The organism is Nostoc sp. (assembly GCF_036917635.1).
GTDB lineage: Bacteria > Cyanobacteriota > Cyanobacteriia > Cyanobacteriales > Nostocaceae > Nostoc.
Window position 1 is genome coordinate 46,983 of the sequence record NZ_JBALCW010000062.1, and the last position, 19,028, is coordinate 66,010.

Consider the following 19,028-nt stretch of genomic DNA (forward strand, 5'->3'; position numbering starts at 1 on the left):
TCAACTCCTAACTCCTTATTCTTAACTCCTAACTATTCCTATGTCCCATCCTCTCTACATCGCTTTTATCTGGCATCAACATCAGCCTCTATACAAATCTCCTGGCAGTGGCGTTTCGCTATCTTCTAGTCAGCAGTACCGGCTTCCTTGGGTACGTTTGCATGGGACTAAAGATTATTTGGATTTGGTATTGCTCTTAGAGCGGTATCCTAAGTTACACCAAACGGTGAATTTAGTTCCATCGCTGATATTGCAACTCGAAGATTATATTGCTGGCACTGCTTTTGACCCTTACCTCACAGCCAGCTTGACACCGGATGAACAACTCACGCAGCAACAGCGTGAATTTATTATCCAACACTTTTTCGATGCCAATCACCATACTCTGATAGACCCTCATCCCCGTTATGCCGAGTTGTACCAGCAAAGGCAGGATAAGGGGCAAGCTTGGTGTTTAGCAAATTGGGAATTGCCTGATTATGGCGATTTGCTAGCTTGGCACAATTTGGCTTGGATCGATCCGCTGTTTTGGGATGACCCGGAAATTGCTACTTGGTTAAAACAGGGTCGAAATTTTACTTTAAGCGATCGCCAGCGCATTTATTCCAAACAACGAGAAATTCTGGGCCGCATTATCCCCCAACATCGCAAAATGCAGGAGGCGGGACAGCTAGAAGTTACCACCACGCCTTACACTCACCCGATTTTACCCTTGCTAGCTGATACTAACTCTGGTCGGGTAGCTGTGCCTAATATGACACTACCTAAGCAGCGTTTTCAGTGGTCAGAAGATATTCCCCGCCACTTGCGGAAAGCTTGGAACTTTTATCAAGAACGCTTTGGACAGATACCTCGTGGTTTATGGCCTTCGGAACAATCAGTAAGTCCGGCAATACTTCCAGATATTATTAACCAAGGATTTAAGTGGATATGCTCAGATGAAGCCGTCTTGGGATGGACGCTGAAACACGTTTTTCATCGGGATGGGGCGGGGAATGTAGAGCAACCAGAATTGTTGTATCAACCCTATCGCCTACAAACCGCCGAGGGTGACTTGTCAATTGTGTTTCGTGACCACAGATTATCAGATTTGATTGGCTTTACTTATAGCGCGATGCCAGCAAAACAGGCAGCAGCAGATTTAGTGGGACATTTACAAGCGATCGCTAAAATGCAAAGAGATAGTCAAAGTGAACAACCTTGGCTAGTTACCATCGCTTTAGACGGGGAGAATTGCTGGGAATTTTATCCCGAAGATGGCAAGCCTTTCTTAGAAGCTTTATATCAAAGTTTGAGCGATGAACCCCACCTCAAACTCGTCACCGTTTCCGAATTTTTGGAAGAATTTCCAGCCACAGCCACCATTCCCGGAGGACAACTACATAGTGGTTCTTGGGTTGATGGCAGTTTCACCACTTGGATTGGCGATCCTGCCAAAAATCGGGCTTGGGATTACTTGACAGAAGCAAGGGAAATGCTGGCAAGTCATCCTGAAGCGACGGAAGAAAACAACCCGGAAGCATGGGAAGCCTTGTATGCCGCAGAAGGTTCAGACTGGTTTTGGTGGTTTGGTGCAGGACACTCCTCAAATCAAGATGCCATTTTTGACGGGTTATTTCGAGAACACTTGTTTGGCATTTACAAGGCATTAAATGAACCTGTACCGCCCTATCTCAAGCAACCAGTCGAAATCCACGAAGCACAGACAAACCACACTCCACAAGGGTTTATTCATCCCGTCATCGATGGTAAGGGTGATGAACAAGATTGGAATAAAGCTGGACGCATAGAAATCGGCGGGGCGCGGGGGACGATGCACAATAGCAGTGTCATCCAGCGACTTTGGTATGGGGTGGATCACCTGAATTTCTATTTGCGGCTGGACTTTATAAGTGGTGCTGCACCAGGGCAAGATTTGCCAGCAGAGTTGAATTTGCTGTGGTTCTATCCAGAAAAAACAATGGTTAACAGCCCAGTTCCCTTGGTAGATTTACCAGATGCAGCCCCACTTAATTACCTTTTCCACCATCTTTTAGAAATTAACTTGCTGACGCAATCGATTCAGTTTCGGGAAGCTGGAGATAATTATCAATGGCATCCCCGTTTCAGTCGCGCTCAAGTAGCAATAAATAGTTGTTTAGAGTTGGCAGTACCGTGGGCAGATTTGCAAGTTCCGCCAGATTATCCTTTGCGCCTGATTTTGGTGCTTGCAGATGAAGGGCGTTTTTGCAACTATTTACCAGAAAATGCTTTGATTCCCATTGAAGTGCCTTAGAACTCAATAGGTTTGGTGTTTAGCCCTTTCAAGGTGAGTTGTAAAATCTCTCTTTTCTCTCTGCGCCACGGACACTTTGCTCAAGTCGGGAAACCCGCCCACGCAAGTGTCCTCCTTTGCGTCTGGGCGGTTAAAAAATCTTTTATTTAACCACAGAGGCACAGAGAACACAGAGAGAAAGAGACAATCCTAAAAGCTTGTTATGGACTGGCTTTTACGTTAAGTTTACATAAATGGCAAATGTACGCCCTACAGCCGATTCATGTGTGGCAAAGAATTTTGATACATATTTAATATTATTTGTCAATCTGTAATTTCTACAAAAATTTCTTTTTATTTTTTGAAAAACTTTGATGATTTGGCAAAGTTGCAGTAATTTTACTGTAAGTAAGGAATATTTGTCGTAAGATTAGAGACATTTCAGAACAGATATTCTATGCTAATGGATCGCTTTTCTCAGAAAATAACGAATTCTCAACAGAGCATTTCACCGCAAACTCAACTTGCTCAGATGTGTGGTTCCAAGCAGCTATTTGGCGATCGCTATCAAATATTGCAAATTTTAGGTAGAGGTGGATTTGGGATCACGTTTTTAGCCAAAAATGCTCTATTACCTGGGAATCCTTTGTGTGTTATTAAACAGCTTTGTCCGAAAGTGACTAATCCTCAAAGTTGGGAAAGGGCATGTACGCGCTTTGAAAAAGAAGCAAGAACTTTAGGCCAACTCGGTAATCATTCGCAAATTCCCATGCTATTAGACTACTTTCAGGCGAATGGAGAGTTTTTTTTAATTCAAGAATACGTACCGGGTTTGACTTTGGCACGAGAAGTGCGGCAAACTGGGGCTAAAAGTGAAGCCTCAGTTAAACAGTTTTTGCAAGAATTATTACCTGTATTACAGTATCTTCATAAACATCGTGTGATTCATCGGGATATTAAGCCCCAAAATTTATTGCGGTGTGAGTATGACGGGCGAGTAGTGCTGATTGATTTTGGGGCGGTGAAAGAGCAATTAGCTGATGCTTGTGAAAACTCTCCCAATCAAGTTGCAAACACCAACTTTATCGGAACTAGGGGATTTGCACCACCAGAACAGTTTTCTCTACGTCCAGTTTATGCCAGTGATATTTATGCACTAGGTATAACTTGTATTTTTATGTTGACTGCTAAAAGTCCTTTAGAATTTGACTACGACGCAAATACTGGTGAAATATGCTGGCAAAAAGAAGTAAATATTAGCAACAGTTTCGCCCAGATTTTAGGGAAAATGGTAAAAATTTCGTTAAACGAACGGTTTAAGACTGCCGATGAAGTAATGAAAGCTTTAAGTAATGGAAGCTATTTGCCTACTTTGGCTGACTGTCTAACTACCCAAAAATTAAATAATAAAAGTATTGCACAATACGGAAATTCTGACGAAACTCCTGATGTATATATACCACCTGTGGCTAGAACTGCTAATACTATTCGGAAATGGAGAGCAAGGCTAAAGTAAACAAGGTTGCACAGCCTAAAGTATCAAATTAACAATTAATCATGATGATTTAAAATATCAAAAGCAAATTTTGTAAGCATTTTAACTACATTTAATAGTCATGATGGTTAATTAATCAGGGTTTGTCTTTAATACTTAGGAAGTTATCGCTTGCCAATATACAAGCAAATTTACTAGGTTTAAAAGTTCAGAAAAAATTTTTATTCAAATTATTATATAATCGAGAGAATAATTAATCTTATGGCTCTCGTAGTTTTCCACAGATGAGGAAGACTGACTACTATTTACAAACGCTAACTATATTAAGTAATTCCCCAATCCCCAGAACAGGGTTTTCTACCACGAGTAAGCGAGAGTCAATTTTCTTAAGGGAAAGTTCGGGGCAAACTTAGCCTAAGTTGTCATGCAGTCGCGCCTGTCAGATCATGATCTGCTGCCTAAATCCCGATTGCTCAAATCCCCTGAATCCCAATGGAAAGAAGTTTTGCCAAAGTTGTAGCACCCCATTGGTGTCACTTTTAAGAAATCGCTTTCGGGTCATCCGAGTCCTTTCAGATGAGGGGGGATTTGGCAGAACCTATCTATCAGAAGATGTCGATAAACTAAATGAACGTTGTGTTATCAAGCAATTAGCTCCAAAATTTCAAGGAACTTGGTCGCAAAAAAAGGCGATGGAGTTGTTTGCTGAAGAAGCGCAGCGACTACAAGACCTTGGGGAACATCCCCAAATTCCGACTTTGCTAGCTTATTTTGAGCAAGACGGCTGTCTATATTTAGTGCAGCAGTTTATCAATGGAGAGAATTTATTAAAGGAGTTGCAACAGCGCAAGGCTTATAAGGCTAAGGAAATTCAATCTATTTTGTTAGATTTACTGCCCATTCTCAAATTTATCCACGATCGCAAAGTCATTCATCGAGATATCAAGCCAGAAAATATTATCCGCAATAAAAGTGATGGGCGATTAAGTCTGATTGATTTTGGTTCCTCAAAGCAATTTACAGCCATTCAGCAGAAATCTGGCACATCCATTGGTTCACATGGTTATTCACCCCTGGAACAGATTAGAGATGGTAAAGCTTTCCCCGCCAGTGACTTGTTTGGTTTAGGGGCTACCTGCTTTCATCTGCTAACAGGAAATTCTCCCTTTGAGTTGTGGATGGAATCTGGGTACGCCTGGGTGAGTAATTGGCGGGAATATTTGCGGAGTCCGTTAAATCCTGAGTTGGATTTTGTCATTGACAAGCTTTTGAAAAAAGATATCCATGAACGTTACCAGTCAGCCGATGAAGTTCTTAGAGATTTGAGTCCAAAACAACTCTTGGCGCTACCACCAGCCGGGAAATCTTCTGGGAAAATACCACCAACGAAAGCACCAGATTTACCAAAAAGTTATCCCTTAGTGAGAATTTTAATCTTGGTAAGTGCTTTGATTCTGTTGTTTGGATTCCAAGAATCTTGGTATAAACATTTTCGCCGGATTCAGACTAGTTTAGTTTCTCGGTTGACTCAGCACAATAATTCTGGCAAAGATGAAGCGTTTTTAGGTCAACCACAAAAGATTACTTTGGGTAAGGTTTCCTTAGCTAATACCCTGCAAGGGCATGGAAACTCAGTTTTGTCTGTTGCTATCAGCCCCGATGGCAAAACCATTGTCAGCAGTGGCGGCGATCGCACAATCAAACTTTGGAATTTTGCAACCGGTAAACAAATCTCTTCACTCGACGGGCATTCTCAGCAGGTGAATGTGGTAGCGATCAGTCCAGATGGCAAAACTCTGGTTAGTGGTAGTGATGACAACACCATCAAAGTCTGGAATCTGGCAACGCGAAAGCAAATTCGCACTCTTAGAGGGCATTCTGATTCTGTTCATGCTTTAGCCATCAGTGCTGATAGCGAGACTCTGGTTAGTGGTAGTGACGACAACACCATCAAAATTTGGGATTTAGCAACAGGAGAGCAAATTCGGACACTCACAGGGCATACATTCTGGGTGCGATCGCTAGCTATTAGTCCTAATAGTGTGATTCTTGCCAGTGGCAGTTTTGACAAGACTATCAAAATCTGGAATTTAACAAAAGGGTATTCAATCCGCACACTGGAGGGAAATTATCAAACAGTAACAGCCGTGGCTATCAGCCCAGATGGTAAAACTTTAGCCAGTGCTAGCCGCGATGTCTACGACGGGCTACGCCTACGCACCATCAAACTTTGGAATCTAACTACAGGAAAAGAAATTCGCACACTAGCGGGACATGACAACACTGTGACATCCGTAGCCTTTAGCGCCGATGGTAAAATTGTTGCTAGTGGTAGCCGCGATCGCACCATCAAACTGTGGAATTCAGCCACAGGAGAAGAAATTTTAACATTGACGGGGCATACCAACACTGTCACATCCGTAACCTTCAGTCCTGATGGCAAGACTCTTGTCAGTGGTAGTGAAGATAATACTATTAAGATTTGGCAATTGTCTCAGTGAAGAGTAGGGAGTAAAAAGTAGGAAATCAGCCTTTTCAAGTTGTACCGAGTTTTTTCACGCAATCAAATAGGAGTCCTATATTGCGGGGTGTAGGGGTACTTAACAATTAGGGTTTGATACCGTTAGCGATAGTTTGGAGCAGAAAAATACAGGTTCAATTATCGGCATCGATTATACCTGAAGACGTAATTTTCGATTTTTGGAATAAAAATTCTACCTTGTGGAATCGAGCTTGTTTTAATGCGATCGCTGACTTCACCATTGCATAATTTGCCATACGCAGTAATATACATAATCTATACCAAAATGCTTATTTACTCGATCGCAAATGCACCTTTAAGCAGATTTATATTTGCAGCTAAAGATTGATGCTGGCGGTGTCATAACTTAATATAATTTAAGTAATTACTTGCAACAATTCAATTGAGGAATGTGATCGTGAAACGCTTTAATGTCTCCCAAATTATTGGAACTACTGCTTTAGCTGTAAGTTTGGCTACCTTGCCTACAGTTCTACCTGCTTCTGCTCAGACATCAAGCACTACTGATGGAACTGTTACAAATATTACTACGAATCGCTCTGCTACCGATGGAAATTATCGGGATGGCGATTGGGGTTTGCTGGGCTTGCTCGGTTTATTTGGTTTATTTGGTCGTAAGAGCCGCAAAGCCGATGATAATGTAGCTTATAGCGATCCTAATGCAGTAGGCTCCTCTGGCTCCCGTTCTAACTATTAATAATGAGTTACGTTCTAATTTTACGTAAATTCTAAAAATAATTATGGGTAAAGCCTGCATCGGCAGGCTTTGTTCATGCGTATACATGAAGTCAAATATTGCAAAGTCAGGGCGTGCCAAATTTGCCCAGTTAAATTTAGGACTTACGCATTAGTACGAAATGTAGGGGCAATTCATGAATTGCCCCTACGGGAAATCAGAGCTTTCACTGCCTTGAAAGCGTAATTCCTGAAATTGTTAATCATTAATATTTTTTTAGGGCTATTTTGTTCTAGACATAAACCGCCCATAAAATTCCTCTCTTATGTCCATTAAAATGGACTACAACTTTTTCTCAGTCGTCTTTAGACGAATGAGTGCTATTAGACTCAGAATTCATTCTGAGGCGGGCTATGAGTTCACAGCTATAGCGGTTCTCGCTTGGGTGAGGTACAAGAACCCCACCCCCAACCCCCTCATCGCAAGCGATGAGGGGGCTATGATGTACCTCATCTGGTTAGGAAACGCTATAATATCTCAGCTATTTAGTCAAAAAATAAATGAATTACAATTCATTTATTAGCTTTTTTGTATATATTTAATTGATAAAAATGGAAGATTCAGTATTTATTATATTCCTTGGATTTGGGTGTATTTGGATTTTGATGGGAGTTATAGGTTGGATTGCGTTTTTAAAATCTGAGGGTGAGGAGATTAAGTTTGGTAAGTGGGGACTTATAGTTGGTATTCCAATTTTAATACCAATAATTGTTTCTCTTATTATTGGTACAAGTAGGTAGGCAAGATAAAACCAAACTATGTAACGAAAAGTAAAATCTCTGTATTTGGCTCGTAGTTGCCCTTTAGCGAAGACAGCGCAACTACGAGCCAGTGATCAATTATTTGCGCCCACTTACTTTATAAGCAATAAAATGAATAATTATTTGTAATCTCTGAATATTACTTATTAATTGCACCCCTAACCAAAATCACTGTACTTTCTACACCAGAGGCGATCGCTTCTGGAATATTACCTTGAATCGCCTGCTGCAACAATCCCTCTTGCGATGCTCCCAAAACTACAACATCGTAACCTTCGGTTTGCACTAGGTTAATCACACCTTCTGCGACTGAATTAGCTTGCACTGGGAGAGCAACTACACTACTGGACAACTTTCGCCGCCGCATTAAATGACGGATGGCTTGTTCTGAAACTGACATATCTGGCTTGAGTTCAGATGGCTTAAACACCTGTGTCAGATGAATTTGCGGATTATTTCCTAATGTAATTAAAGCTGGTAGCAATTTAATCGCCAGTGGGGAATTGGGGCCGCCAGCCATCGGGACTAGCCATCGGTTGAAGGAGTTCTGAGTAGTGCCTAATTTTACTAAGACTACTTCGCAGCTGGCTTGGCGAATTACCGTATCTACAACGTTGCCAAAAATCCGACCAGGGGTAGATGTGCTACCTTTCCATCCCATTAAAATGAGGTCGATATGTTGTTCGTTGATTGTCTCTAAAATTGCCTGCGCTACATCGTGGGTAACTCGGATTTGCGTGTGTAAGGGAATTTTCCACTTTTTAGCTAAGACTTCCGCCTGTCGTAGCAAGCGGCGACTTTTTGCCGTCCTTACCTGTGTTTCTGATGGGGAACTGTGGCGGGGTATGAGCATTATTTGCACACAATCTATTTCATAATGGCGATCGCGGGCAATAGCTGCTGCCATTTGTAATAAAATACCTGCTGTTTCGGGATTAGCTACTGGCACTAATAATCTACCACTGCCAGTGCTGGGCGATCGCGTTTGGTAAACTATGTATGAAGGTTCTGGTCGCAGTTTAAGAGTCCGGTTATCACAATTGAGATGATCTGCTTCCGCCCGAATAATATCTGCACGAGTAATAATTCCGATCAGTTTTCGTCCATCCACCACAGGTAAGCGACTGATTTGATAGCGATCGAGTAAATACAGCACATTGCTTAAAGTGTGAATTGGTGTTACTGTCATCGGGACAGGCGTCATAATTTCTTTTAAGAAAATATCATTGGCTAAATTGCGAACGCGTATTTTTAGCAAATCTGATTGCGTCACAATCCCTACTAACTTGCTATCTTCTACCACAGGGAAACCGCGATGATGAGAACGAGCAAAGGACTGCATTGCTTCTTCCAAGCTCATCTGTGCATCTAGAGTTTCTACCCGTTCTTGCATCACATCTTTTGCAGTTAACTTGGTTAATGCTCCTTCCATAGGAGCTTCTTTGGTGAGAGTAATGCCTTTTAATTCCAAAAGTTTCTCATAAAGCGAACCAGGCACTACTTTATCTGCAACTAAGTAAGCTGCTACAGAAACAATCATCAAAGGTAGCACCAGATTGAAATCTGTAGTCATCTCAAATACAATCACAATTGCTGTGATTGGCACTTTAGAAACGGCGCTAAAAAATCCACCCATACCTGCTAGCGCGTAAGTAGCAGGAGAACCAACTCCGGTGATGTATAACTCAAATACACCGATAATGTGTCCTAAACAAGAACCTAAAATTAGACTAGGAGCGAATAATCCCCCCGGCGCTCCTGAACCAAATGCGATGAGTGTGAGAATGAACTGGGCCGCAAAGGCGATCGCTGCTACGGTAGGATGAGAACCTCCAGTAATTAAAGACTCCCGTAAAGCCGTATTATTACGAAAGGATGCGGGGAGCATGGACACAACAACACCGGAGATAAATCCAGCCAAAGCTACCCGCAATGGTAAGCTGATATGTAATTTTCTATAAAATTTAATACTAAATATTAAGCCGCGATCAAACAATGCACCCAACAATCCTGCCAAAATACCCAATAGCAAGAAAAAGGGAATTTCTGGGATAGAGAATTGGCTCGAAGATGGCGTCAATTGCAGATTAAGTGCAAGAGAGCCACCACCTAAAAGTCGGGATATTACCCCACCAATAAAGGAGGCGATAATTGCAGTGCCCAGAGTCAGCCCTGATAAATCCTGGAGTAACTCTTCAACGATAAATAATACACCTGCGATCGGGGCATTAAAAGCAGCTGCTAAACCCGCACCCGCACCTGCTGCAATCATTTGCCGTCGATGATCTGGAGAAGTAGGAACCCAGCGACTCATCCCTGCTGCCAAACCTGCCCCTACATGAACCGTGGGGCCTTGTCGTCCCAGAGTCATACCCGAACCGATGGTGATGATGGCACTGAGTAATTTTATACCTGCCACGCGCCAAGATAATGTTATAGGTACATTGGCAAGACTGGCTTTTACTTGCGGAATACCGCTACCATAAGCCTCTGGTGCCAATCTATCCACCAACCATCCAGCCACAAACCCCAGCACAAGACCAATTGCTGGTAGTGCCAGCCATGCCGGTAAAAGGTGGGTACTATGGACTCGCCATGTCCCCAGCCATCCCGATCCTACTTTCAGAAACACCGCAGATAAAGCAGCAACCAGACCGATAACACAAGCTTCGGCGATCGCTAAACCTCTTCTAGGCTGCCACCAGGTGCGAAAGCGCTGATTCATACCAATTTTGGATTTTAAATTTTGGATTTTGGATTACAACTCTCTAGTAAAAAGCTGCCACCGGAATCTCAGAGGATGTTTTAAAATTTGTTGCCAAGTATCATTAGCTACTAGACAATCACAGTCCTAAATTCCGAATTACGTAAAGCCTGCGGCAACGCTTGGCTTAACGCAAAGCGTGCCGGAGACTCTATTACGAATTACGAATTACGAATTACGAATTATTTAATTGCTTCTCCCCGTCGTGGATAGTCCTTCTATTATTAGAGATGGAGTATAACAAGAACCATTCCAGTCAGCATCATTACCTAGTTTAACCAACTGCTTAAGAGCAGTGTAGACATTACCTGCAACCATCGTATCCTTAACGCGCCCAATTACCTGACCATTTTGGACGCGGTAGCCTAAATCAACGTTAATTGAAAAATCTCCAGAAATACTGCCGCCATCGCCTAGCATTTGATCCACAATTATGCCATTATCCAGTTCTTGAATTAAATCTGGTAGTGATGCTGAACCTGGCTGGATCAGAAAATTAAATAAACCAGGGGTGGGATAGCTACCTAAACCAGGGCGAAAACCATTTGCAGTTGTGTCAGTACCCAGTTGGCGTCCGGTGGTGCGATCGCCATAAAAATGCTGTAAAATTCCGTTTTGGATAAATACTAAAAATTGAGTAGGAGTGCCTTCATCATCAAAAGGGCAACTATAAGGGCCTGCTTCTGGATCTTGGTAGAGGGTGAGACTGGGTGCAACTACTGCTTTACCCAAACGTTCCCCCCAAGGGGAAGCTGCTTCTAAAACTCGCTTGCCATTCAAAGCTTCTTGCACAGTACCCCAAAGCATATCAGCAGCTTTAGAAGTGAACAAAATCGGCACGCGACCATTAGGAGATGAGACATTTTCTCTAGCCCAAATTAACCGTTGTAAAATTTGGTTAGCTAATATTTCCGGGTGGAGTTCGCCCCGCTTAGTTTGGCCATCGGCAACACTTAAAAAATCATCACCGCGTACCCATTCTGCTGATATATAGCAGTTGAGGGTAGTATCAGTGTAGTAACAATCTAAACCTTTAGTGTTGACTATTCTGGTAGTTTCAATATCACATTCCCAGTCACCATTGCAAACAACTTCGGGATAGGCATCGCGGATGAGTGCGATCGCTTCTTTGCCCCAGTCTACCAAAACCTCTATCGGTACACTTTCCCCTAAATCTGGGTAAGAGGGCTGAGAGTTAGAGCCTAATTCTACTGTTTCTGGTAGATTGAGTTGACTTAGTGCCAGAGCTTTTTCCACCATTACTTCGGCTAGGACAGAACCGTAAGCCACCGTCAGTCCCGGACGACCGTTTCGCCAAAGCCGTAATGCTGTGCCTTCAGATTGGTTGGTTTCTAGCTGTTTGAGTCGGTTTGCCTCAAAAAACACTGGACGAGAAAGCGATCGCGACTGATACACCTCAGCAGCTTCTGCTCCAGATTTTATAGCTAGTTCCAGCAGCTGTTCTGCTAGTGTATCTTGTGACAAATTTTCAGAATCCATGACCCTTAGTGCAATTGTGGATTTTGAACCGCATATCAACGCTGTCTCAAGAAAAGTGCGATCGTCAAAAACCGACGATCAAACTTTCTACGTGATGAAGGCAGATAACCATCCAAAAATCATCAGCGTTTCCTTACAGTTACGATTTGGAACCACAGACCAACACTGATGGACGCAGTTAATTATCCCAAATCATTGCCATGTCTCAACTAGTCATTTGTCATTTGCCATCTGTCATTTGTCATTTGTACTGAGCGACTTGTGCCAAGCGTTGCCGAGGTAAGCCGAAGTATTAGTCATTTGTCAATAAGGGACTCACAAGAAATAAATTATTCCAATAAACGAACCACTCCAGACAAGGCAGCGCGGTCTTGGGGGTTTCCCCCATGAGCGACTGCCGCACAGAGAACGCAGAGAGAAGAAATAGAGAGAGTTTTTGCGTCAGTTTTGGAACATTTTTTTATTTGGAAGTCCCTAAATAGTTCTTCTTCCCCTGCCTCCCCTGCTCCCCCTGCCCCCCCTGCCTCCCCTGCCTCCCCTGCCTCCCCTGCCTCCCCTGCCCCCCCCACTCCCCACTCCCCACTCTTCATTTTCAAAGATTAACCTCTTGCAACAGCCAAAAACCTGCAAAAGATTCTGCTTTGGGATCAGACTGTACACCGATAAAATGCACTCCGTTAGCTTTTTGCTTGGCTTCTTCAAAAGCTTTGGCTTCTGCTAAAAGTTGAGGTTTTTTGATATTTGCTACAATCCAGCTTTCGGTTACACCAGTTTCTAAAAGTAATCTCGCATCTTCGCTGGTATCAAATCTTAAGAAAGCCAAATCCAAACCAGACATCCAGCCTGCCAAGGGCAACGCTCTTGGTGAGAAAATTAAAATCCCAGGAATACGGGTTTCGGGTGAGACTTTTGCCAACTCTAGGGGGAAAGCTTCACCAAAACCAATTTCCCATTCTGGCATTTCTGTTAAATCCGCAGCATCTAAGGTAACAAATACCCACTGCTGTCCTTCCAAAGCATCTGGTAAACGTTGCGGCAAAGGTTTCTCCAAGCGGACTGAGGGATTAGCCCCCCCTTGATACCCTGCCTCTTGAGGATACACTTCTTCCATGCGTTGTTCTAACCAATGGTTGAGAACCAAAGTACGGCGGCTAGGCTGGGCGGGAACGCCCAAGTCTTGGCAGGCTTTAGTAATCATATTGTTCATTTGGCGGCGGAAAAAGCGGATTTTAATTGGTGCTTTTCCAGCTTGGTTAATAGCTTCCTGCAATGCTGTCCGCAACCAGCCCGAATTTACCTGGGTACTGGGACAATATTGAGCATAGCGAAACAAAGAATCTACTTTTGTACCGATATCCAAGGGGCTTTCGCAGACTAAGACTTCCCAAATTTTTTTCTGATTATCGTCCAAAATCGGACGGGAGTAAAAATCGATTTCCCAAATACTGCCCATGTTTTGCGGTAAAAATCTGGCTGTTATGTTTTCTTGATATGTTGATCATACGAGTGTTGGGGCGCATTGGAAATTGGGCATTGGGCATGGGGCATTGGGCATGGGGCATGGGGCATTGGGAATTGAGATAAATGAGTCTTTGAGGTGGATGAAGGGAGTTCTGAGATGGATGTTTGAAATTTTAACTCTTCACCATCCATCGATCTTATTTTTTATCAGGCGATCGCTCTTGGAGTGGTTTATGGCCTCCATAATATAAATACAAAGTATGTCAAAATAATTCGTAATTGATAATGAAGCTCTCTACGAGATGCTCTTGCAGCTTGCTTAAGAGTAGGGGTACACGAAATCGCTAAAGTAATTCGTAGTTATAGAATTCAATTACGAATTACGAATTAATACTAAAAGACCCTGGAGAGGTAGATGAATGCAATTAGAAGATTATTTTGACTTTTTAGACCAAGATGACATCCGGATCAAAGGGCATCGCATTGGTATTGATAATGTGATTCAATATTACTTACAAGGATATTCCCCAGAGCAAATTTTAGAGGAATTACCTTCCCTGGATTTGGAGAAAATTTACGCAACGCTTGCCTACTACCTGCATAATCGTGTTGAAGTAGATGCTTCTATGTTGCGGCTAGCAAAGTGGCGAGAACAGCGCTATCAAGAATCATCAGCTAATCCTTCACCTTTGATGCAACGTTTAAGAGCCTTAAAGGCCCAACGTGAGCAGGAGTTGCTAAACCATTGGTGAAGGTACGTTTTCTCCTGGATGAAAATTTGTCACCCAAGTTGAAAACAGCTGTTTTGCGCTTCAATCCAGCTATAGATATTCTGCGTGTAGGCGATGCCGAAGCACCGCCATTAGGTACGCTTGACCCAGATATCCTGCGCTACCTGGAATTATCCCAACGAATATTGGTTACAGACAACCGCAAAAGTATGCCCGAACATTTAGAAGAACACTGGAGAGATGGAGGACATATTTGGGGACTAGTTTGGTTACGTTCCAGTGGGAACCTCGGTATTTGGGCAGAAACAATTTATTTGATTTGGGAAGCGACTGAGGCAGAAGAGTGGATTGATAAATTGGATTGGATTCCACTTTAAAAATTTGGCGTTGCTGAATTGAAGTATGAATTTAGAAATCAACTTTTGCTAAGTGGACTCCTTGAGCCAATTCCACGACTATACATGAAAACTAGTGTTAGAGAATGTTTTCATAGCCGTGGGAGCGTCAAAGTATCCCCTCAATTCCCCCGATTAATCCAAACGCCTCTGAGTCCAGCTGCTTTAGCTCCGTGATAGTCTTCTACAATGCTATCGCCAATATGCCATGCTGCCTCTGCGGAACATTTATGTTTATCTAAGGCAATGGCAAAAATTTGAGGATCGGGTTTAGCTGCACGTACCTGGGTAGAAATGGTAACGGAGGTAAAAAACTCTCTCAATCCCAAACTTTGCAATACTGAGTAAATCCGAGAATCAAAATTCGACAACACCCCCAAAGTAACTCCCAACCGCCGCCAGTTGATTAAAGCTGGTAAAACATCGGGATAGACAAACCAAGGTTCGCCGGTGCCAAAGTGGATATAAAGTTCGCTAAAAAAAGCCGAAAAGTCAGAAAATTCCTTGAGAACACCTGCGGTTTCAAAAGTGTTTAGAGCAATTATCCGCCACCAATCAAACTCGCGCTGGGGAATATCTTGCAGTTCTGCATCTGGAAATATCGGTGGCGGCGCTGCTTTAAAACTTTTGATGAAAGCTGTATTCAATGTTTCGGCTGAAACTGTAACGCCAAATTCTTGGGCTATCTGACTATAAACTTCGCCCACACTACCTTTGACATCGAAGAGTGTACCCACAGCATCTAAAAAAATAACTTTCGGTTGTTCCATCAAAGTTTGATTGAATTGGGGAGTCGGGAGTGGAGATTGGAGATTGGGGACTGGGGACTGGGAAGAGTCACTAATGACCAATGAGCAATGACCAATGACTAATGACTAATGACAAACCTTAAGTTAACGAGAAAGTGTTTCTATGATTGGACGCACTAGCCAATTAAAACCAACTTTGAGTTGATGGTCTAAAGTTGGCAATCTATATAAATAGGCAATCCGACGGGCGACGGATGCCAAAGACCCATCTAGTTTAATTCCCAAACCCGTAAGAGTGGCGTTGTCTATGCCTAATGCCATCATTTCTCCTAACTGTTGGTAGCGGAAGGGAAGAAGGGGGCGATTAGTCAGACTTGCCCAAATATTCCAAGCAGTATAATCAGCTTGTTGAAAAGCCGCTTGTGCGGTGGCGGGGACTTGCTGTCCTTCAATATCATGACAGTCTGCTAAATCTCCCAAGGCAAAGATTTCTGGATGATCGAGGACTTGCAGATTGGATGTAGTACTGATTTGACCACGCTGGTTTTGCTTGAGAGAAAGAGATTTCACTACGGGCGCAACCCTGGTTCCCACAGTCCAAATTACTAAATCCACGGGAATCGTGTCTAACTGGTTTTTGTACTCTAAGGAGATGGAATTTTGCTCTATTGATTCTACTTTGGTTTCCAAATCAATAAACACGCCACGGGCTTCTATTGCTTTCTTTGCTGCTTCCCGGTTAAACTCTGGGGAAGTTCGCAAAATTTGATCAGCAATTTCAACGATCCGAAAGCGTCCTCTTTGGCCTAGTCTGTCGGCTAACTTACAGGCTAACTCTACACCACTGTAGCCAGCCCCAATAATCGCCACCCGAATTTTATCAGCATCCGATTCTTCTAAAAATCGCAGACGTTCTTCCAAACGATAAACATCAGAGATTGTGCGGAATGGATAGGCGTAGGATGTTGCACCAGGTACTAAATCTAGCGGTGTCTCACCTCCTAGCGCCAACACTAAGCGATCGTAAGGGATTTCTGGGCCTTCATGTATATTTACCAGTTTTTGGTCGATGTCAATTCCAGACACAACCCCTTGATAAAAACGTACCCCTGTGCCTTGTAAAAGTTCTTCAAAGGGTGGGGCAATTTCCCAGGTTTGCAGTTCGCCAGTGAGTAATTCGTAAAGTAAAGGAGAGAATAGGAAGCGATCGCTTTGATCTACCAAAACAATTTCGGGTTTTTGCGGAGATTCCCAAGGTAACTGGCTTAAGCGTAAGGCTGTGTAAAGACCACCAAAGCCTCCGCCAAGGATACAAATTCTAGAAGTTTGTTGAGTCATCGATTCTATCTATGAGACGGTTAATGCTAGCTGGGCAACTTACTTCAGTCTAGTAAGTTAAAGCGGACTTTTCAAAATTCCATAAAGTTTGTCATTAGTCATTTGTCATTAGTTACAGTTATATAACTGGAGATTCGCTATAGTTAACGCTTAACAGGCAACGGCTAAAAGGAGTTAAAGAGATGGAAATTAAGCCAACTGACCCATCGCTAGCACTCATAGAAATTCCCCCTGGCTATCTCAACATTATGGGTTACGTTGATCAGTCAGAAGTTAATGGCCCTGGTTGTCGTGCAGTCATCTGGGTACAAGGTTGTCTTCGTGAGTGTCCTGGCTGCTTTAATACTAACTCTTGGTCTTTTCAGGCTAACCAATTGATTGCTGTTGATACCCTTGCCGATAATATTCTCAGTAATTCCCACAACACGGGTGTAACCTTCTCTGGTGGAGAACCCTTTTGGCAAGCAACTGCACTAGCGTCTTTAGCTCGGAAGGTAAAAGCTGCTGGATTAAATGTAATGTCTTTTACTGGGTTCACTCTCAAGCAACTACAGTCTCAATCCGCACCGCCAGGTTCCCAAGCTTTGTTAGAACAACTTGATATCCTGATTGACGGGCCTTTTGTCCAATCTCTGGCAATTAATTCTCCCAACTCTCCAGTTTCTTCTAGTAATCAACGAGTTCGGGTGTTAAACCCGGCTTTCCAAGACCAGATTACTTGGGCTAGCGACCAGATAGAAATCCACATCCTCAAGGATGGTGGACGCATTGTTACTGGCTACCAAGGTGGGTTGGAATTGACGTAGGGGCGCAGGCGCAGAGCCAGAGGAGGGAGTTAAAACTTGAAAATTGAGCTTCTGAGGCTCAACGTTCACCTTCTGAGGCTCAATTCAACTTCCAAGTTTTAACTTTCCCTTTCTCCTAATACAGTTTGGTTAGGAAAGTGCATTAAATAAAATGCAAAACTTCATCAATAGACATCTCCAGAAATTCAATATGCGTAACCTGAAACCCTTGTAAAAAGGCGAAGCGGGACTTCGTCCCGCTTCGCTAACGCGTCTATACATTCATTGTCGGAGATGTCTAATTATCTCAATCCCTCTCCAATATATCGGAGAGGGATTGAGGGTGAGGTAAGCCAGGGATATAAATTGTATGTTATTTAATTCTTATTCCTTGGAGTTATTTTTTAGGCCAAACCTACGCAGTATTGCAATGCATCTGTATTTGAGACGGATTATATTTAAAAAAATACATATCTAAAATTTGACTAAACCATTTCAGACAATTTTTACTGAACACCGGGTACTTTGGGCTGTTTTACTCCTGAGTGCAGCACTGGTGGTAACGTTAGTGCTGTCGCTTTCTCAAGGAGCAGTACCTTTAAGTATGTCGGAATTTTGGCAAGCCCTACTCCGCGAAGGCGATCCGGTTAAACAGACAATTCTCTGGGATTTGCGTCTCCCACGCATTACAGCTGCTCTGATTGTCGGCGCAGCTTTAGGAATGTCAGGAGCATTACTACAAGGAATGTTACGCAATAGTCTTGCTGATCCATTTATTTTGGGCATTTCAGCAGGTGCAGGATTAATTGTGATTCTGATGATTGTGTGGCAAATATTCCCGATCGCAATTCCTTTAGCTGCGTGGATAGGAGCTATTTTAACTTCTGCGATCGTTATTTTGCTCGGTCGTGCGGGGTCGGGAATTTCAGTTGAGCGGTTGATTTTAGGCGGAGTGGCGGTAAGTTCTTTATTAGGTGCTGTACAAAGTACATTGCTGCTTTTAGCTGAAGATGGTCAAATTCAAATTGCGCTCAGTTGGCTGGTTGGTAGCCTTAACGGACGGGGTTGGCAAGAAATTGCGACAGCTGGCCCTTACATCATCGTTGCATTGTTTGGGGGATGCTTGCTGGCGCGATCGGTAAATGTACTGGCTTTAGGGGATGATTTAGCTGTGGGTTTGGGCGTTTCGTTGACGCGATCGCGCCTGTTAATTGGTGGTGTCGCCACTCTATTAGCCGCAGGTGCAGTCAGCATCAGTGGCTTAATTGGATTTGTTGGTCTTGTTGTCCCTCACGGTGTCCGCCTCATCGTTGGCACAGATCATCGCTTTGTTTTGCCACTTTCCGCCCTTGCAGGTGCATGGTTACTTACTTTTGCAGATTTACTCTCTAGACTAGGAGCAGTAGAACTACCAGTAGGTTCGGTCACTGCGTTGCTGGGTTCACCGCTATTTATCTGGTTACTTTACCGTCGTTCTGCTGGGTTTAATAAATTTTGAGCTGATCCTAGGAGACTTC

General features: G+C 43.1%; 17 protein-coding genes. 10 read left to right on the forward strand and 7 right to left on the reverse strand.

Going from position 1 to position 19,028, the window contains the following annotated elements; all coding sequences use genetic code 11:
* Positions 1-40 precede the first annotated feature (40 nt).
* The 3 genes from V7K32_RS15955 to V7K32_RS15965 all read left to right on the forward strand — a co-directional run bounded on the left by V7K32_RS15955 (position 41) and on the right by V7K32_RS15965 (position 6,250).
* Positions 41-2,275 carry a glycoside hydrolase gene (locus tag V7K32_RS15955; RefSeq protein ID WP_334994809.1) on the forward strand — a complete coding sequence of 745 codons (2,235 nt, stop codon included), beginning with the start codon at positions 41-43 and terminating at the stop codon, positions 2,273-2,275.
* Positions 2,276-2,717: 442 nt separating this feature from the next.
* Positions 2,718-3,770, forward strand: coding sequence for a serine/threonine-protein kinase (locus tag V7K32_RS15960; RefSeq protein WP_334994850.1), 1,053 nt, complete (start codon positions 2,718-2,720; stop codon positions 3,768-3,770).
* A gap of 425 nt (positions 3,771-4,195) precedes the next feature.
* Positions 4,196-6,250, forward strand: coding sequence for a serine/threonine-protein kinase (locus tag V7K32_RS15965; protein WP_334994810.1), 2,055 nt, complete (start codon positions 4,196-4,198; stop codon positions 6,248-6,250).
* A 154-nt stretch (positions 6,251-6,404) separates the two neighbouring features.
* Here the strand turns inward: V7K32_RS15965 and V7K32_RS15970 are convergent, their stop codons facing one another.
* Positions 6,405-6,527, reverse strand: a complete 123-nt coding sequence (locus V7K32_RS15970) for a hypothetical protein (RefSeq protein ID WP_334994811.1) — start codon at positions 6,525-6,527, stop codon at positions 6,405-6,407.
* Between the two features lie 161 nt (positions 6,528-6,688).
* On the opposite strand from V7K32_RS15970, the gene V7K32_RS15975 reads away from it, so the two are divergent.
* Complete coding sequence (locus V7K32_RS15975) at positions 6,689-6,988, forward strand: WGxxGxxG family protein (protein WP_334994812.1); 300 nt, start codon at positions 6,689-6,691, stop codon at positions 6,986-6,988.
* 590 nt (positions 6,989-7,578) lie between these two features.
* On the forward strand, positions 7,579-7,767 hold the full coding sequence (locus tag V7K32_RS15980; RefSeq protein WP_334994813.1) for a hypothetical protein: 189 nt from the start codon (positions 7,579-7,581) through the stop codon (positions 7,765-7,767).
* Between the two features lie 160 nt (positions 7,768-7,927).
* On the opposite strand, the gene V7K32_RS15985 is transcribed toward V7K32_RS15980, so the two are convergent.
* Positions 7,928-10,513: a chloride channel protein gene (locus tag V7K32_RS15985; RefSeq protein WP_334994814.1), complete on the reverse strand. Its 2,586-nt coding sequence runs from the start codon at positions 10,511-10,513 to the stop codon at positions 7,928-7,930.
* 225 nt (positions 10,514-10,738) lie between these two features.
* Complete coding sequence (locus V7K32_RS15990) at positions 10,739-12,052, reverse strand: TldD/PmbA family protein (protein WP_334994815.1); 1,314 nt, start codon at positions 12,050-12,052, stop codon at positions 10,739-10,741.
* On the opposite strand from V7K32_RS15990, the gene V7K32_RS15995 reads away from it, so the two are divergent.
* Entirely contained in the window at positions 12,051-12,221 is a 171-nt protein-coding gene (locus V7K32_RS15995) for a hypothetical protein (protein WP_334994816.1), read from the forward strand. The two genes, V7K32_RS15990 and V7K32_RS15995, sit on opposite strands and share 2 nt — an antisense overlap.
* A 160-nt stretch (positions 12,222-12,381) precedes the next feature.
* Here V7K32_RS15995 and V7K32_RS16000 read toward each other — a convergent pair whose 3' ends face one another.
* Together V7K32_RS16000 and V7K32_RS16005 are read right to left on the reverse strand one after the other, a co-directional pair.
* Complete coding sequence (locus V7K32_RS16000) at positions 12,382-12,642, reverse strand: hypothetical protein (RefSeq protein WP_334994817.1); 261 nt, start codon at positions 12,640-12,642, stop codon at positions 12,382-12,384.
* A gap of 2 nt (positions 12,643-12,644) precedes the next feature.
* Complete coding sequence (locus V7K32_RS16005; protein WP_334994818.1) at positions 12,645-13,505, reverse strand: Tab2/Atab2 family RNA-binding protein; 861 nt, start codon at positions 13,503-13,505, stop codon at positions 12,645-12,647.
* A 427-nt stretch (positions 13,506-13,932) separates the two neighbouring features.
* Here V7K32_RS16005 and V7K32_RS16010 point away from each other — a divergent pair, with 427 nt between their 5' ends.
* Positions 13,933-14,265 carry a DUF433 domain-containing protein gene (locus tag V7K32_RS16010; protein ID WP_334994819.1) on the forward strand — a complete coding sequence of 111 codons (333 nt, stop codon included), beginning with the start codon at positions 13,933-13,935 and terminating at the stop codon, positions 14,263-14,265.
* Positions 14,262-14,621 carry a DUF5615 family PIN-like protein gene (locus V7K32_RS16015; protein WP_334994851.1) on the forward strand — a complete coding sequence of 120 codons (360 nt, stop codon included), beginning with the start codon at positions 14,262-14,264 and terminating at the stop codon, positions 14,619-14,621. The genes V7K32_RS16010 and V7K32_RS16015 overlap by 4 nt, the downstream gene beginning before the upstream one ends.
* A gap of 140 nt (positions 14,622-14,761) precedes the next feature.
* Here V7K32_RS16015 and V7K32_RS16020 read toward each other — a convergent pair whose 3' ends face one another.
* Positions 14,762-15,409: an HAD-IA family hydrolase gene (locus tag V7K32_RS16020; RefSeq protein WP_334994820.1), complete on the reverse strand. Its 648-nt coding sequence runs from the start codon at positions 15,407-15,409 to the stop codon at positions 14,762-14,764.
* Between the two features lie 123 nt (positions 15,410-15,532).
* The gene (locus tag V7K32_RS16025) at positions 15,533-16,726 is read right to left on the reverse strand and encodes an NAD(P)/FAD-dependent oxidoreductase (RefSeq protein ID WP_334994821.1); all 1,194 of its coding nucleotides are present in this window, start codon (positions 16,724-16,726) and stop codon (positions 15,533-15,535) included.
* A 182-nt stretch (positions 16,727-16,908) separates the two neighbouring features.
* Here V7K32_RS16025 and V7K32_RS16030 point away from each other — a divergent pair, with 182 nt between their 5' ends.
* Positions 16,909-17,532 carry a 4Fe-4S single cluster domain-containing protein gene (locus V7K32_RS16030; protein WP_334994822.1) on the forward strand — a complete coding sequence of 208 codons (624 nt, stop codon included), beginning with the start codon at positions 16,909-16,911 and terminating at the stop codon, positions 17,530-17,532.
* A 460-nt stretch (positions 17,533-17,992) separates the two neighbouring features.
* Complete coding sequence (locus V7K32_RS16035; protein ID WP_334994823.1) at positions 17,993-19,009, forward strand: FecCD family ABC transporter permease; 1,017 nt, start codon at positions 17,993-17,995, stop codon at positions 19,007-19,009.
* The last annotated feature ends 19 nt before the right edge of the window (positions 19,010-19,028 follow it).